Source organism: Microbacterium sp. Bi121 (assembly GCF_918698005.1).
Lineage (GTDB): Bacteria > Actinomycetota > Actinomycetes > Actinomycetales > Microbacteriaceae > Microbacterium.
On record NZ_CAKKLJ010000009.1, the window covers coordinates 1 to 15,415 of the forward strand.

Below are 15,415 nucleotides of genomic sequence, written 5' to 3' on the forward strand. Positions count from 1 at the left end.
CTCCGCCCCCACCGCGCCAGGCTGCACCAGCGGCACCGCGCGTCGCCGATCCTTCGATCCCCGCATCCTCCGGCCCGACCGCCGCGGCGATGCAGAGCGCCACCGGCATCCTCAAGGTCATCGCCAATGCCTATTCCGCGAAGATGGTCGGCCAGGAGCGCCTTCGCACGAGCCTGCTCGTCTCGCTCATCGCGGGCGGGCACATCCTGCTCGAGTCCGTCCCAGGGCTCGCCAAGACCACAGCGGCATCCACCCTCGCCGACACGGTCAAGGCGAGCTTCAAGCGCATCCAATGCACACCGGACCTGCTGCCGAGCGACATCACCGGCAACCAGATCTACGACGCGGCCACCGGGTCGTTCCGCACCGTCCTCGGCCCGGTGCACGCGAACTTCGTGCTGCTCGACGAGATCAACCGCTCGAGCGCCAAGACCCAGTCGGCGATGCTCGAGGCGATGCAGGAGCACCAGACCACCATCGGCGGCGAGGTGCACCACCTCCCCAAGCCGTTCCTGGTCATCGCGACCCAGAACCCCATCGAGCAGGAGGGAACCTACGAGCTCCCAGAGGCGCAGATGGACCGGTTCCTGCTCAAGGAGATCGTCGAGTACCCGAGCCCGGCCGACGAATTCGAGATCCTCAACCGCATCGACTCCGGCGTGCTCGACCCCGACCGGCACGTCGCCGGCGCGGTGTCGCTCGAGGACGTCAAGGCCCTGCAGGAGACGGCGTCCCAGATCTATGTGGATGCCGCGATCCGCAACTACATCGTCTCGATCGCATACGTGACCCGTAACCCCGCCCCCTACATCGGCGAAGACCGCGCGCGCTTGATCAAGTACGGGGCGAGCCCGCGCGCGAGCATCGCGTTCCTGCAGGCGTCGCGCGCGCTCGCGTTGCTGAACGGCCGGGCCCATGTCATCCCCGAGGACATCCGCGCCCTCCGCCATCTCGTCCTGCGCCACCGCGTGCTGCTGACGTTCGAGGCCGACGCCGAGGGCATCCGCAGCGAGGAGATCATCGACCAGATCTTCTCGGTCGTGCCCACACCGTAGCCATGCCCAGTCTGATCACCCAGGTGAAGAGCAAGCTCTTCATCCACTCGTCGCAGAAGTCGATGCATGCGCTCGACGGCGCCTACGCGTCCCTTCTGCACGGGCGCAGCCTCGACTTCGAGGACCTGCGCCAGTACGAGTACGGCGATCAGATCCGCGACATCGACTGGCGGGCGACCGCCCGGATGGGCGAGCCGCTCGTCAAGCGCCATCGCGCGAACCGGATGCACACGATCCTGTTCGTCGTCGACACCGGCCTGTCGATGACCGCCCTAGCGCACGACGAGAAGCCGAAGAAGGACCTGGCGATCCTCACCACCGGAGCCCTCGGCGTCCTGGCGCTGCGGCACGGCGACGACTTCAGCATCGTCCACGGCGACGCCGAACGCATCCGCCGCCGCGCACCTGGGCGCAGCGAGGGAGCACTCGAGCACGGACTGCGCACGATCGAGCACGCCATCGACACGGCATCCGCCCCCAGTGATCGCGACGCTCTGCTCGCGTTCGTCGCACGGACGATCGCACGCCGCTGCATCGTCGTGATCGTGACGGACGAGGCACCCGTCACGGACGAGACGGAGCGGATGCTGCGCCGACTGCGCGTCCAGCACGACGTCCTGTGGATCACGCTCCGCGACGCCGACCCCGTGCTCGCGAGCAGGTCCCACGCGTCGCGCGCCGATGTGAACACGCACTGGTCGATCCCCGACTTCGTGCACGGTGACGCCGAGGTTCGGGACGAGATCATCGCCAGGACGCAGGCGGATGCCGCCCTCCGCGACGACCTGCTCGATCGCCTCGAGATCAGCCGGGCCTCCCTCGACACCCAGGATGCCGCGGTCACCGACCTGCTGCGCATGCTGAATCGGAGGGCACATGTCCGGCGCTGACGAGCTCTACCCTCCCGCGCAGTACGGCTGGGGCTGGATCCTGCTCGCGATCGGCATCATCGCTCTGGTGATCCTGGCCGGCTGGCTCATCGTCTTCCTCACCCGACCGAAGCGCAGCATCACGATCGCGGGTGCCGCACCGATCATGCCGCCCACCAGCGATGTGCTGTCCATGCTCCGAACGGAATACAGCACCTCGATCGATCGCATCGAGGCCGCGTACCGCGATGGCGCGATCGACGCACGAGAGGCGAATCTCGAGCTCAGCCGCTCGATCAGGTCGTTCGTCAACGAGTACAGCGGCCTCGAGGCCCCCGTCCTCGCACTCGACGACCTCGTCCGCCTCGGCGTTCAGCCCGAACTCATCGACGCGATCCATCGTCACTACTACCCGAGCATCTTCCGGCGCGGTACCGCCATCGACCCGCACGCCGGCGCCGAGGCCGCCCGCGCGGTCCTTGAGAAGTGGCACTAGGGGGTGACGACATGGCATTAGCCCAGTGGTGGGTGATCCTCATCGCGGCCGGAGTGGTCGTGCTCGCCGTAGCCACCGGTCTCACCATCGGCCTTCGCCGGGGCGTCCGACATCGCACAGAGCACAGCGCGCCGATCGCCCGCGCTGAGCGCCTGCGGACGCTGTCCTCGTTCCGGAGAGCCGTGAACCGGCGAACGGCAGCACTGGCCGGCGTCCTGGCCCTCGGCGTCGTCGCAGTCGTCGTCGCCGGTGTCGTCGCCGCCCGCCCCATGTCGTCGCAGACGATCCAGCCGGTGATCACGAGCCGAGACATCATGCTGTGCCTCGATGTCTCCGGATCCATGAGCGACGTCGACGTCGAGGTCCTCAGCGTGTTCGAGGAACTGCTGGACGGATTCGAGGGCGAACGGATCGGGCTGACCATCTTCAACAGCTCGCCGGTGCAGGTCTTCCCGCTCACCGACGACTACGAGTTCATCCGCACGCATCTGCAGAGCATCCGCGAGAGCTTCGACTACACCGATGAGATCCCCGAGCACTGGATCGGCACCCTGAACGGGCCAGGAGCCTCTCTCATCGGAGACGGGCTCGCGTCCTGCGCCATGCGCTTCGATCATCTGGACGACGAGCGCAGCCGTTCGATCATCCTCGCCACCGACAACGAGCTCGCCGGCGCCTCCATCGTCACCCTCGAAGAGGCCGCGCAGTACGCGGCATCCACCGGCGTCCGCGTCTTCGCGCTCAACCCGGTGCAGGGCGTGAACACGCGGATCAGCGACGAGCTCGTGGCCGCAGCGCAGTCCACCGGCGGCGAGGCGTACGGATTGCGCGACACGACGACGGTCGCCGACATCATCGCAGACGTGCAGGAGCAGGATGCCACCGAGCTCCGCGGCCAGGCGCAGGTCGTCTGGACCGACGCCCCGAACGTGTGGATCGCCGTCCTTCTCGTTCTCACCCTCGGTTTCATCGTGCTGATGTGGAGGGTCAGACTGTGATCTTCCAGCCCGTCCTCAACATCCTCCTGCTGATCCTGCTGTTCGCTCCGGTCGCGGCGGTCGCCGTCTGGATGCTGGTGCGAGGGCACCCTTCGACAGGCTCAGGGACCGGCCTGTGGGCGATGCGCCTCGTTATGCTGCTCGCCTGCTTCGCCATGCTGCTGCGTCCCGGCATCCCCGGCGGCGCCACCGAGACCCTCGCGACGGATACCGACATCGTCATCGTGCTCGACACGACCGCGAGCATCGTCGCTGAGGACTGGGACGGCGACGAGCCACGGCTCGACGGCGCCCGGGCCGACGTGCAGGCGATCGTCGACGAGTACCCCGGCGCACGCTTCGCCCTCATCACCTTCGCCGGCGCGGCGGAGCAGCGGCTGCCGCTCACGACCGACACGACAGCGCTGATGTCCTCGCTCGAGGTGCTGAGGCCCGAAGTGACCTCCCGGTCCCGCGGCAGCTCCATCGGCATCGCGCACACGATGCTGCAGGAGACGCTCGCCGGCGCGGCCGAATCGGCGCCCGACCGGTCGCGGATGGTGTTCTATCTGGGCGACGGCGAGCAGACCGTGTCGAGCGACCCCGAGTCGTTCTCCCGCAGCGCGCGCTACATCGATGGCGGTGCCGTGCTGGGGTACGGCACCGCCGAGGGCGGGCCGATGAAGATCACCTCCGGGTCGTTCAGTGGCGATCAGGGTTACATCGACTACCAGGGGCAGCCGGCGATGTCGGTGATCGACGAGACCAACCTGCAGACCATCGCGGACGATCTCGCGGTGCCGCTGCAGGTGCGTTCGGCGGACGCCGCGATCGACCTGCCCGCAGCTCCGACCACGACGACCAACTACGCCGCGTCCGGCTCCGTGGGCAACGTGATCGAGCTGTACTGGGTGTTCGCGCTCATCATCGTGCTTCTGCTCGGCGTCGAGCTCGCGCGCGCGGCGATGCTCACCGCGCAGCTGCGCGGACTGGCCTTCCGCGGAGGTGACGCATGACCGCCCCCACACAGGCGGATGCCGCAGCGGCCCTCCTCGCGGCGAACAGGCAGCGGCGCAGCATCCGTCGCTGGATCGCCATCGGCACCCTGCCCCTGACGCTCGCCGCCCTCCTCGTCGTCGGCAAGGTGCTCAGCATGTACGGCTTCGCCCACCAGGCGATCTCGACGTACGTCGTGGCCGACTACTCCGGTTCGACGGCGGCCGCGCAGGGGCAGGAGTTCCTGAACTGGTTCGAGCCCTTCAAGGCGCCGTACAACATCGGCACGGCCCTAGCCGGAGCCGAAGAGCTGGACGGCGCCAGGGCGAAGCTCGAAGAGGCGCTGCCCCTGGCATCCGGACTCGAGGTCTGTGCCGTGCGGGTGAACCTGGCCCTGGTGATCGAACGGCAGGGCGACGCCGCGCGTGCAGCCGGCGACGGCGAAGCGGCAGCCCAGTTGTACGGCGAAGGCCTTGTCGTCACCGCCGAGACGCCCGAAGAGTGCAACAGCGACGAGGCCCAGCAGCAGTCGCCGGACCCGCAGCGCGACATGAGCGACACGCTCGACGAGCTCGAGGACCGTCTGCAGGAGAAGCAGCAGCAGAGCCAGCAGAACGGCGAGGAGGACCCCGACCAGGGCGAGGAGCAGGAGCAGCCGTCAGGCCCAGGTCAGGACAAGCTCGACGAACTGCAGGACAAGCTCGATCAGGGTGCCGAGGAGCGCGAGCAGAACATGGGCGACGAGGACGGCCCCGGCGGCGGGACGGACAAGCCGTGGTAGATCCGAAGCGCACCCGCTACCTCGCGGGCACAGAGGGCGCCCCACCGGTGCCGCCGCCGGGCGGGTACCACGGCGCTCGGCGCACGGCCGCGCCCGTGGCCGCTCCGCTGGTGAGCACCGCCGAGGCTCCGGCGGAGAAGCAGCAGGCGAACGCGATCGGCTGGGCCGCTCTACTGGCGGCGATCCTGTTCGCGCTCACGCTGCTCGGAGCGCTGCTGGCCGGCGCCACCGGCCTCATCTACGGCGTGACGATGCTGACGCTGCAGCTGGTCGTCGTCGGCGTCGTCGTGGCGGCGCTGTTCACTGCGCGCGGGCGGGCGCTCGGGGCATCCGCACTGATCATCACGCTGATGCTCAACGTCGCGACGATGGGGGCTGCGAGTGCGCTGCAGACATCGGCATCCGGCAGCTACGGCGGCCAGAAGACCGCGGAGCAGAAGCACGAAGAGGCCTTCCCGGGCGTCAAGGACAGGTCATCGAGTGAGATCCTCGCGCAGCCGTCGCTGGAAGAGGTCCGCGAGCAGAGCGACGCGACGCTCGCCGAGATCCGACGACGGCTCAGCGACCGGTTCGGATACACCTGGACCGAGGTCGCGCCCGAGGATCTGCGGCCCGAACGCAACGGCTACGGCGGGGAGTCGATGCTCGTCCAGTACATCTCGGTGCCGTGGGCGACGAACGAGCCGGTCCAGGACTACGAGCGCAAACTCGACGTCATGGAGGTGATCGACGAGGTCGTCACCGAGCGCGGCATGTACGGGATGTACTCGTTCAACGACCCGTCGTCGAGCCTCGACAGCACGATCCTGCAGAGGTTCTACGGGTCCAGCGACCCGCGTACCCAGCACACCTGGGAGTGGTACACCGACAACTACCCCGACCCGCTGCGCTTCTACGCCGTGATCCATGACCTCTCCAACGACCCGGCGGGCGAGTTGCGAGCCGAACGTGAGGCCGACAGCGCGAAGTCCGGGGAGCCGCTGGAGGGTCTGCAGATCTACTTCCTCGCGCCGGAGCTGCTCAGCGAGGCCGACGTGGAGGAGTTCGAGGAGCGGCTGCAGGAGTACCCGGGGTCCTGACCGCGACTGGGTCAGTACAGCTAGGATGCCAGCGACAGCCCGGCGGCGAGTGCGAAGCCGAGCACCGTCGCGAGTCCGGTCGACTCCTTCGCCTTGGACTGAGCATCCGGGATCATCGAGTCGACGAGCATGACGAGCAGGGCCCCGGCGGCGAAGCCGCTCGCCCCGGCGCGGAACTCGGGGCCGACGGCATCCGCCAGCGCGAAGCCGGCGATCGTCGCGATCGCGCAGACGACCGCGACGCCGGCCCACAGCCACAGCACCCGCGAGCGCTTCATGCCGCCGTCCATGAGGTCGGCGGCCGAGCCGATCGACTCGGGCAGGTTCGAGACCACGATCGCGATGACGAGGGCGACGCTGACGCCTTCGCCGGATGCCAGGCCGATCCCGAGGACGAGCTGCTCAGGGATGCCGTCGAGCAGTGCCCCGACGGCGAGCGGGCCCCCGGCGCCCTTCGAAGCCTTGCGCTCGACGAGCCTGTCGCCGACGTAGTAGGCGAGGGCGCCTGCGGCGACGCCGACCACGAGCGGGACTGGACCGGCAAGATCCAGCGCCTCCTCCCACAGCTCGAACGCGATGGACGCGATGAGCGCCCCGGCGCCGAAGCCGAGGACGATGCCGAGCAACCGGGGCGGCCACTTCCGCAGCATCGCGAGCAAGGCGCCGACGAGCAGCGGCGCAGCCGCGACAGCTCCCCACAGGATCGCCTCTCCCATGCGCTCACCCTAGCCCCGGGCATCCGCTCCGGGCATCGGGCGCTACGGCTGCAGCCCCGCGATCGCCGGCTTGAACCCCAGCCGCGGGTTCACGCAGCATCCGCCGCGGCACACGTCGAACCACGGTCCGATCTCCGTCTCGTTGAGGCGCCGTTCGACGGGGATGCCGGCGATCCGCTCTCGGACGAGATCGACGAGCGCACTGACGAAGGCCGGGTGGATGCCGGGTGTCGGCGTCCGCGCGAACCACAGGTCGTGCTCCTCGGCCGTCTCGCGCGCCTCGGTGTCGAGGTCCCACATGACCTCCATGTGATCGCTCACGAACCCCAGCGGCACGACGATCACGGCTGTTCGGCCTTCGAGCGCTCCGATCGTGTCGTTGATGTCCGGCTCGAGCCACGGTTGCGTCGGCGGCCCTGACCGAGACTGGAACACGAGCTGCCAGGAGATCCCCGGCCCCGTCTTGGCGATCACCTCGCGCGCGACCGCCAGATGCTGCGCGACATAACCGCCCCCGTCGACGCCGGCGAACGTCTCGCCGCCGGAGTGCGCTGCATCCTCGGTCGGGATGCTGTGAGTCGAGAACAGCACCTCGATCGCATCGTCGGCGTGACCGGCCGCACGCGCCGCGGCGAGCGCATCGCGCAGGCCGTCGACGAACGGGCGGATGAAGCCGGGATGCGAGAAGTACTGCCGCACCTTGTCTATCTTCAAAGGCGCATCTATCTGCAGGCTCTGCTGCCGCCCCACCGCCTCCAGGGCGTCGGCCCAGTCCTCGCGGTACTGGCGGCACGACGAGTAGGACGAGTACGCGCTCGTCGGGATGGCGATCATGGTCCGGATGCCGTCCGCGGCCGCCTCGGCCAGCGCTTCGTCGAGGTACGGCGCCCAGTTGCGGTTGCCCCAGTACACCGGCAGGTCGATGCCCTCGGCGGCGAGCGCCGCGCGCAGCGCCCGCAGCAGCTCGCGGTTCTGCTGGTTGATCGGGCTCACGCCGTCGAAGTGCCGGTAGTGATGCGCGACCTCTTCGAGCCGTTCGTCCGGGATGCCTCGGCCACGCGTGACGTTGCGGAGGAACGGCAGCACATCGTCCTGTCCCTCCGGCCCGCCGAAGCCCGAGAGCAGGATGGCGTCGTACGCCTGCGGCATCGTGGTGTGCTCCGGGCCCTCGCGGGTCGCCGCTGTGGCGGAGGGCACGACCGCGCCGGCCTCGAGGTGCACTCCGCTCGCGGCGGGCGGCTTCGTCTCCCGCCTCGTCGAGTCACTCATCGTGGTGTCCTTTCTGCTCCGCTTCCCGCAGGATGCTGGCGGCCATGCCGTTGAAGATGATCCCGTGGAACGGCAGCAGCACCAGCCAGTAGAGCCGGCCGCTGAGGCCCTTGGGGAAGTACACGGCACGCTGCCGGTACGTGCTTCCGCCTTCGGCCGGCTCGACTCCGAGCTCCAGCCAGCCGCGACCAGGCATTCGCATCTCGGCTCGCAGCCGCAGCATCCGCCCTCGATCGATGGACTCCACGCGCCAGACATCGATGACATCGCCGCTGTTGACCCTCGATGGGTGCCGACGTCCACGGCGCATGCCCACCCCGCCGACGAGACGGTCGATCCATCCCCGCGCGGCCCATGCCAGCGGGAAGGAGTGCCACCCCCTCTCACCGCCGATCGCCTCGATCACGTCCCACACCGCGCCCGGCTGCGCCGTCGTGCGACGTTCGCGCAGGTCGGTGAAGACCGTGTGGCCCGCCCAGTCCGGGTCGCTCGGCAACGGGTCGCTCGGAGCGCCGGGAACCGTCGCGCTCTGCCAGCTCGTCTCGACCTCGCCGTCGGCTTCGCGGCGCAGCGCGAGACGCACGGCGGTGCGATACGGAAGCAGCCCCTCATCGGGCGGTGCGATGTGTTCGTCGATGTCGTGCTCGCCCACGATGCAGTCGTTCTGCAGGGAGGCGATGATCGGCACCGCGATCTGGCGGGGGATCGGGCTGACCAGGCTGACCCACTGCGAAGCGAGCCAGGGGGTGAGAACGGGAAGGGCGGCGATGTGCCGCTGCGGGAGCCCCGCCTCGACCGCGTAGCCGTTCATCATCTGCCCATACCGCAGGATGTCCGGGCCGCCGATGTCGAACGTCCGGTTGAGCTCCTCCTCGATGTCGACGGCGTGCACGAGGTACCGCAGCACGTCTCGGATGGCGATGGGCTGCACCCGGTTCCTCACCCAGCGGGGCGCCGGCATGTAGGGCAGCACCTCGGTGAGGTGTCGGATCATCTCGAAGGATGCGGACCCGGATCCGATCACGATGCCGGCCTGGAACACGATCGCCGGCACTGGGGAATCGAGGAAGACCTGGCCGACCGCCGCACGGGATGCGAGGTGCTCCGAGAGGTTGCCGGTGCTCGGATGCAGTCCGCCCAGGTAGACGATGCGCCCCACACCGGAACCGGCGGCTGCTTCGGCGAACGTCTCGGCCGTCTGCTTCTCGGCCTTCCGGAACCCGCGCCCCGCGCTCATCGCATGCACGAGGTAGAACGCGACATCGACGCCGTTCATCGCTCTTCTCGTCGCCACCGGGTCGGACAGATCGCCGGAGTAGACCTTCACCCGGCTTCGCCATGGCACGTCGCGCAGCTTCCACGCCGATCGGACGTAGACGCTGACGTCGTGTCCTGCGTCGAGCAGCTGCGGTACCAGGCGACCGCCGATGTATCCGGTCGCTCCGGTGACGAGCACGCGCGTCATGAGAGTCCTTCCGTCCGGACGGAGTTCGTCCACAAGAGGATGAGCAGCATCGTGATGGCGAATCCCACCGCGTAGTTGATGGCGAGGAAGCGGCGCCAGGCACGGTTGGCCGACGCCGATCGCGCATCGTCGATGGTGAGATACGGCGCGACGATCGCGATGTACGGAAGCACGGCGAGCGCGGCCAGGCTCGCCGGCCACGGTGTGAACAGCATGAGCACACCGGCGATGACCCACAGCCCGACCGCGAGCCTGACCGTCGCCGCTGCCCCGAACACGGTCGCGATGGACCCGATTCCGGCATCGCGATCAGGGACGATGTCCTGCACGGCACCGAACGCATGGCTGGCCATGCCCCAGCAGAAGAACGCGATCATCGTCATGACGAGCGCCGGTGTCATCGTCGTGCCGGCGAGCGCTGCGGCGTACAGCGCAGGCGAGACGAAATGCGTGCTCGACGTGATCGAGTCGAGCACCGGGATCTCCTTGAAGCGCAGCCCGGGCACCGAGTAGGCCAGGACCGCGAACATGCTCACCGCCAGGACGAGCCACGACAGCGGACGGTGGGCTCCGAGGATCACGAGCGCGACCACGGACACCCCGGCGAGAACGCCCGACACCACCAGGGTCGCGCGGTGCAGCGACGGCGGCAGCTTCGCCCCCTCCGCACCGCCCTTGCGGGGGTTCGCGAGGTCGGATTCGTAGTCGAACACGTCGTTCACGCCGTACATCGCGAGGTTGTACGGCACGAGGAAGAACAGCGTCCCCACCACGAAGGCGAGATCGATGGTGCCGGTCGTCAGCAGGTAGACGGCGGCGAAGGGGTACGCCGTATTGATCCAGCTCAGCGGACGCGAGGCGACGAGCAGGGTGCGGACGGCGTGCTCAGGCATCCATTCGCTCCGTCCTCGCGCGGGTACCGCCGAGCATCTGCCAGACGCCGGCGAGCAGGAGGGAACCGGCGATCGGGTAGAGGAGGTCCTCGATGGGCATGAGAACCAGTCGGATGCCGGAGATGCCGTCTTCGCGGTAGTCGAAGAATCCCGCCGCGATCATGATGTTGTCGAACACGGCGGTCAGCACGAGCAGCACCACCGTCGCGACGGCCCACGAGGTGACGTAGGTCCGCGCTTCGTCTCGGCGCCCGGCGACGGCGAAGCCGCTGAGGAACACCACGAGACTCACGGCGACGAACGGAAGGGAGAGCAGCAGGTATGTCATCGGGGCGTCTCCCGCTCTCGCCTGCGCTGCCATCCGCTCAGAAGGATGAGGGTGAGGTAACTGAGGAAGATGAGGAACAGCAGCTCTTCCACGGGGAACTCCGGCGCCAGCAGCAGGCCGGTCGCCCAGTCCGAGTCGACGTGGCGGAAGACGCCGAGGCCGATGCCGACGGCATCCCAGGCGATGAAGAAGAGCAGGCCGATCGCGAGCGCCGCAGCACCGGCCACCGGGCGCCGCCGGAGGACGAGCGAGAACCGCACGTCCAGCAGCACGAGGCACGCCGCGCTGATCACCAGTGACGCTGCGTAGACGACGTTCATCGCACCTCCAGCGAATCGGACTTGAACGACTCCGGCTCCAGAGGCCCCGGCGAACGATCGCCCCTGACGTGCTTGAGCACGAGTTCGGCGCTGATCAGGCACATCGGCAGCCCGACACCCGGCACCGTGGTCGCCCCTGCGTAGAAGAGCCCGTCCACGCGGCGCGAACGGGTCACCCCGCGGAAGAACGCGCTCTGCGACAGGGTGTGCGCCGGCCCCAGGGCGCTGCCGCGGAAGCTGTTGAACTGCGATTCGAAATCGGCGGGGCCGACCGTGCGCCGCACGACGATCCGTGAGGCGAGGCCGGGGATGTCAGCCCACTGGGCGATCTGAGCGATCGCGGCATCCGCCACAGCATTCACGGTCTCATCGCCTGACGCGCCGATTCCCCCGCGACCGATGGTCGTGTCCGGCGGCAACGGGATCAGCACGAAGAGGTTCTCCGCTCCGGCCGGGGCGACGTCGTCATCCGTCGCGCTCGGCTTGCAGACGTAGATCGACGGCGTGTGCGGAACGCGGCGCCTCGGCCCGAAGATCGCGTCGAAGTTGTCGTGCCAGTCGTCGGAGAAGAACAGGGTGTGGTGCAACAGCTCGGGCAGGGCCCCGTCGACACCGAGCATGACGAGCACGGCGCTCGGACCGGAGATCTGCGTGTCCCACTTCTTCGGCGGGTACGAACGGTCGGCGGGCGCCAGCAGCACGGTCTCGGTGTGATGCTCGTCGACCGCCGAGACGATGAGGTCGGCATCCAGTCTGCACGTCTCGCCGTTCCGCTCGTACTCGACGGCGCGCGCTGCACCGCTTTCGCTGATGATGGCCGTGACGTCGCTGCCGGTGAGCATCTCGACGCCGTTCTCGCGGGCGAGAGCGGTCAGAGATGTCACGAAAGCCCGGAACCCGCCGCGGGGGTACTGCACGCCATCGACGAGGTCCATGTGGCTCATCAGGTGATAGAGCGCCGGCGCATCGAAGGGCGACGTGCCGAGGAACACCGCCGGGTAGCCGAGGATCTTCCGCAGCATCGGGTCGTGGAACCGCCTCGCGATGAACGACCACAGCGAGCGGGCCAGCAGCGGGACGACGGCCGGGGCAGAGGCGAGGACGGCCGGCGACGTGAAGTCGCGCCAGGACGAGAACGGGTTGTAGAGGAACGAGCGGACCGCCGCCCGGTAGGTCTTCGTCGCGGAGGCGAGGTAGCGACGAGCGCGGATGCCGGCACCGCGCTCACGGCTCTCGAAGAGCTCGGCGGTGTCGTCCACCCCGGTGCGCACGTCGATGGGCGCCGGGGCTTCGTCCGCCCGCGCGCTGTGCAGCGCGGGCTCACCGTAGACGCGGTAGCCGGGTTGCAGCGGAACCAGGTCGAGCTGCTCGGCGGTCGTGGTGCCCAGCATCCGGTAGAAGTGCTCGAACACCTCCGGCATGAGGTACCAGGACGGCCCGGTGTCGAACGTGAAGCCGTCCTGCTCCCAGGCGCCGGCCCTGCCGCCGAGATCGGCGTTCTTCTCGAGCACGGTCACCTGGTGGCCGTCGCGCGCGAGCAGGCACGCCGCAGCAAGACCACTGACGCCTCCCCCGATGACGATGACGCGGGATGCCGGTTTCACAGTGCTCCTCGCACGATCGGACGCCGCTCATGCCGCGCCGCTCTCATTGCCAGAGCGCGGGCCAGGATGCTGGCTTTGACCGGCGTCGGAACTCGGACTCGGGTGCGCAGGAGGACATCGGTCGACGTGGTCTCGATGCGATCCGTGAGCTCGCAGAACATCGTTCGCGCCGCCCAGACCGCGGGGCGGCATCCCTCCGCCAGCAGAGGGATCGCGGCATCGGCTGCGCGCAGATCCGCCCGAATGGATCGGACGATCCCCGCCTTCGCATCGTCCGTGAACTCGGTGGCCGTGCCGGGGAAGTACGTGCGCCCGAGCTGGTCGTGGTCTTCGGCGAAGTCGCGGAGGAAGTTGACCTTCTGGAACGCGGCCCCGAGGCGGCGGGCGCCGCTGTGCAGCCGTTCGCGCTCCTCCGGTTCGCGATCGGCCCCGGCTTCGAAGACCGCCAGGCACATGAGGCCGACCACCTCGGCCGATCCGTAGATGTACTCGTCCAGGGCAACGGCATCGAGAGCAGCGTCGTCGAGATCGCGCCGCATCGACGCGAAGAACGGGCGGCACAGCTCCATGTCGATGCCGTGCTCACGTGCCGTCAGGGCGAATGCATGCACGACGAGGTTGGTGCTGAACCCGAGCGTCAGGGCGCGCGCCGTGTCGGCCTCCAGTTCGTCGAGCAGGATGCCCCTGGTGCGAGTGTCGACGCCGACGCTCTCCGCCGGGCCGTCCACGAGCTCGTCGGCGAGGCGCACCAGCGCATACAGGTGGGCGATGTGCTCGCGCTTCGCCGCGGGAAGCAGCCTGCTCGCCCACCCGAACGACGTCGAGTAACGGCGGATGACGGTCGACGCGCTGGCGTTCGCCGTCTCGTTGTAGAGCTCGATGCCGGTGGCGTTCATGAGTCCCGCGAACTGCACGCGTACGTCAACGCGGCGAGCTGATCGCGCAGCACGACCGGGATGCCCGCGTCCCGGATCAATCGGTGGACTTCGTCGCACCGCTCAGCGATCACGGACTCGACGATCCTGAGCGCGCCGGAATCCTGAATCACGCGGCGAAGGCGCTGCCCACCCGCCTCGTCGAGCAGCCCATCGCCGAAGAGCGGGGCGACGGCCGCCCAGGCGGGGTCGGTGCGCGCGTACGCGACGAGCAGGGTCTCCTTGCCCTCTCGCAGGTCGCTCAGCGTCGATTTGCCCGTGCGCTCCTCGTCTCCGAACAGGCCGAGCACGTCGTCCTGCAGCTGATAGATCACGCCGATCCGGCGGGCGATCCCGGTGAGCTCGACGATGACGGATGCGGATGCGCCGGCGAGGATCGCCGCGAGGACGAGAGGCGCCTGGAACGAGTAGGCAGCGGTCTTCCGCTCCACCATCCGCAGCACGTCCTCGGGTCCGGACGGCTCGAGGTGCAGGCTCAGCCACACATCGCTGTGCTCTCCGGCCGCACTCTCGTGAACGGCATCCTCGAGGGCGTCGAGCATCGCGTGCCGACGCTCCGCATCGACGTCGAGGCGGGCGATGATCGAGTGCGCCGTGGTCAGCATGAGATCACCGGCGAGGATCGAGGATGCTTCGCCCCACGCCCGTGCGTCCTCGCGCTCGGCGCCGAGCAGCACGGCATCCATCGCGAATCTGCCGGTGATATTCAGCTCGCCCCTGCGCGTCAGGTCGCGATCGATCACGTCATCGTGGATGACGAAAGCCAGGTGGAGGAGCTCGACGGCGCACGCCGTGTCCATCGCCGATCGCTCATCCGATCCGCCGAGTGCGGCGTAGGCGTCCATCAGCAGCCGTGGGCGAAGCTTCTTGCCGCCGCTCGCCATGGCCGCGAGCGCCTCCCAGAGCTGTTCGAAGGAGGGAGGGTAGGAGCGCGCTCGCCGCCGCGCGGTCGCCAGGATCTCGTGCAGCCGCTCGTCGAACGTCGTGGCGACCTGAGCCGTGCCCTCAGACATGAGCGCCGACCTCTGCTCCAGCGCGTGTCAGGTGCGGCGCCAGTTCTGCGAGGTGCTCCACGAGCCACGGGCTGAAGGCCCACGGCGCAGCGCCGACCGCTGCCACCAGCGCCGATGGGTTCGTCCACCGGAACTCGGCGACCTCGTCGGGGTTCGGGTCGAGTGACGAGACGGCGCGCGCTGTGAAGACCGGGCAGTACTCGTTCTCCTGGATGCCGGATGCATCGCGTGCCACGTAGCCGAACTCGGGCAGCACGCACACGATCTCATCGACATCGATGCCCAGCTCGAACGCCGCTCGGCGCCGCACGGCATCCTCCAGCGACTCGCCAGGATGCGGATGACCGCACACCGCGTTCGTCCAGACGCCGGGCCAGGTGAGCTTGCCCAGCGCCCTCCGCGTCACGAGAAGCCTGCCGTCCGCATCGACGATATGGCACGAGAATGCGAGGTGCCGAGGAGTGGACTCCCCGTGCACCGTCGACTTGTCATGCACGCCGGTCGGTGCACCGTCGTCGTCGACGAGAACGACCATCTCCACGTCGCACCACCTTTCGTCCGCCACTCTCGTTTTGTTAGCTTGGCGAGAGGTATGCTTAGCGTAACAGGTAGGATTGCA

At 68.6% G+C, this 15,415-nt stretch carries 17 protein-coding genes; 7 read left to right on the forward strand and 10 right to left on the reverse strand.

Features of this window, described 5'->3' with window-relative positions:
- Positions 1-89: 89 nt before the first annotated feature.
- From LQZ87_RS13505 to LQZ87_RS13535, 7 genes are read left to right on the forward strand one after another with little or no spacing between them, the layout of a single operon-like run.
- Positions 90-1,055, forward strand: coding sequence for a MoxR family ATPase (locus tag LQZ87_RS13505; protein WP_230104032.1), 966 nt, complete (start codon positions 90-92; stop codon positions 1,053-1,055).
- 2 nt (positions 1,056-1,057) lie between these two features.
- Positions 1,058-1,945: a DUF58 domain-containing protein gene (locus LQZ87_RS13510; RefSeq protein WP_230103968.1), complete on the forward strand. Its 888-nt coding sequence runs from the start codon at positions 1,058-1,060 to the stop codon at positions 1,943-1,945.
- A complete protein-coding gene (locus LQZ87_RS13515) occupies positions 1,932-2,420 on the forward strand; it encodes a hypothetical protein (RefSeq protein WP_230103969.1) in 489 nt (162 codons plus the stop codon). The genes LQZ87_RS13510 and LQZ87_RS13515 overlap by 14 nt, the downstream gene beginning before the upstream one ends.
- A gap of 11 nt (positions 2,421-2,431) precedes the next feature.
- Positions 2,432-3,418: a VWA domain-containing protein gene (locus tag LQZ87_RS13520; RefSeq protein ID WP_230103970.1), complete on the forward strand. Its 987-nt coding sequence runs from the start codon at positions 2,432-2,434 to the stop codon at positions 3,416-3,418.
- Positions 3,415-4,413, forward strand: coding sequence for a VWA domain-containing protein (locus LQZ87_RS13525; RefSeq protein ID WP_230103971.1), 999 nt, complete (start codon positions 3,415-3,417; stop codon positions 4,411-4,413). The genes LQZ87_RS13520 and LQZ87_RS13525 overlap by 4 nt, the downstream gene beginning before the upstream one ends.
- A complete protein-coding gene (locus LQZ87_RS13530; RefSeq protein ID WP_230103972.1) occupies positions 4,410-5,174 on the forward strand; it encodes a hypothetical protein in 765 nt (254 codons plus the stop codon). The genes LQZ87_RS13525 and LQZ87_RS13530 overlap by 4 nt, the downstream gene beginning before the upstream one ends.
- Positions 5,168-6,253 carry a hypothetical protein gene (locus LQZ87_RS13535; RefSeq protein WP_230103973.1) on the forward strand — a complete coding sequence of 362 codons (1,086 nt, stop codon included), beginning with the start codon at positions 5,168-5,170 and terminating at the stop codon, positions 6,251-6,253. The genes LQZ87_RS13530 and LQZ87_RS13535 overlap by 7 nt, the downstream gene beginning before the upstream one ends.
- 20 nt (positions 6,254-6,273) lie before the next feature.
- On the opposite strand, the gene LQZ87_RS13540 is transcribed toward LQZ87_RS13535, so the two are convergent.
- The 10 genes from LQZ87_RS13540 to idi are packed head-to-tail and all read right to left on the reverse strand — an operon-like array spanning position 6,274 to position 15,331.
- Complete coding sequence (locus LQZ87_RS13540; RefSeq protein ID WP_230103974.1) at positions 6,274-6,969, reverse strand: hypothetical protein; 696 nt, start codon at positions 6,967-6,969, stop codon at positions 6,274-6,276.
- 42 nt (positions 6,970-7,011) lie between these two features.
- The gene (locus LQZ87_RS13545; RefSeq protein ID WP_230103975.1) at positions 7,012-8,238 is read right to left on the reverse strand and encodes a ferrochelatase; all 1,227 of its coding nucleotides are present in this window, start codon (positions 8,236-8,238) and stop codon (positions 7,012-7,014) included.
- Positions 8,231-9,703 carry an SDR family oxidoreductase gene (locus LQZ87_RS13550; protein WP_230103976.1) on the reverse strand — a complete coding sequence of 491 codons (1,473 nt, stop codon included), beginning with the start codon at positions 9,701-9,703 and terminating at the stop codon, positions 8,231-8,233. Before LQZ87_RS13550 ends, LQZ87_RS13545 begins: the two co-directional genes overlap by 8 nt.
- A complete protein-coding gene (locus LQZ87_RS13555) occupies positions 9,700-10,596 on the reverse strand; it encodes a prenyltransferase (RefSeq protein WP_230103977.1) in 897 nt (298 codons plus the stop codon). The genes LQZ87_RS13550 and LQZ87_RS13555 overlap by 4 nt, the downstream gene beginning before the upstream one ends.
- Positions 10,589-10,924, reverse strand: coding sequence for a lycopene cyclase domain-containing protein (locus tag LQZ87_RS13560; RefSeq protein ID WP_230103978.1), 336 nt, complete (start codon positions 10,922-10,924; stop codon positions 10,589-10,591). The genes LQZ87_RS13555 and LQZ87_RS13560 overlap by 8 nt, the downstream gene beginning before the upstream one ends.
- Complete coding sequence (locus tag LQZ87_RS13565) at positions 10,921-11,244, reverse strand: lycopene cyclase domain-containing protein (RefSeq protein ID WP_230103979.1); 324 nt, start codon at positions 11,242-11,244, stop codon at positions 10,921-10,923. Before LQZ87_RS13565 ends, LQZ87_RS13560 begins: the two co-directional genes overlap by 4 nt.
- Positions 11,241-12,848 carry a phytoene desaturase family protein gene (crtI, locus tag LQZ87_RS13570; RefSeq protein WP_230103980.1) on the reverse strand — a complete coding sequence of 536 codons (1,608 nt, stop codon included), beginning with the start codon at positions 12,846-12,848 and terminating at the stop codon, positions 11,241-11,243. Before crtI ends, LQZ87_RS13565 begins: the two co-directional genes overlap by 4 nt.
- Entirely contained in the window at positions 12,845-13,762 is a 918-nt protein-coding gene (locus LQZ87_RS13575) for a phytoene/squalene synthase family protein (protein WP_230103981.1), read from the reverse strand. The genes crtI and LQZ87_RS13575 overlap by 4 nt, the downstream gene beginning before the upstream one ends.
- Positions 13,741-14,796, reverse strand: a complete 1,056-nt coding sequence (locus LQZ87_RS13580) for a polyprenyl synthetase family protein (RefSeq protein WP_230103982.1) — start codon at positions 14,794-14,796, stop codon at positions 13,741-13,743. The genes LQZ87_RS13575 and LQZ87_RS13580 overlap by 22 nt, the downstream gene beginning before the upstream one ends.
- Entirely contained in the window at positions 14,789-15,331 is a 543-nt protein-coding gene (idi, locus tag LQZ87_RS13585; RefSeq protein ID WP_230104033.1) for an isopentenyl-diphosphate Delta-isomerase, read from the reverse strand. The genes LQZ87_RS13580 and idi overlap by 8 nt, the downstream gene beginning before the upstream one ends.
- Positions 15,332-15,415: the final 84 nt, after the last annotated feature.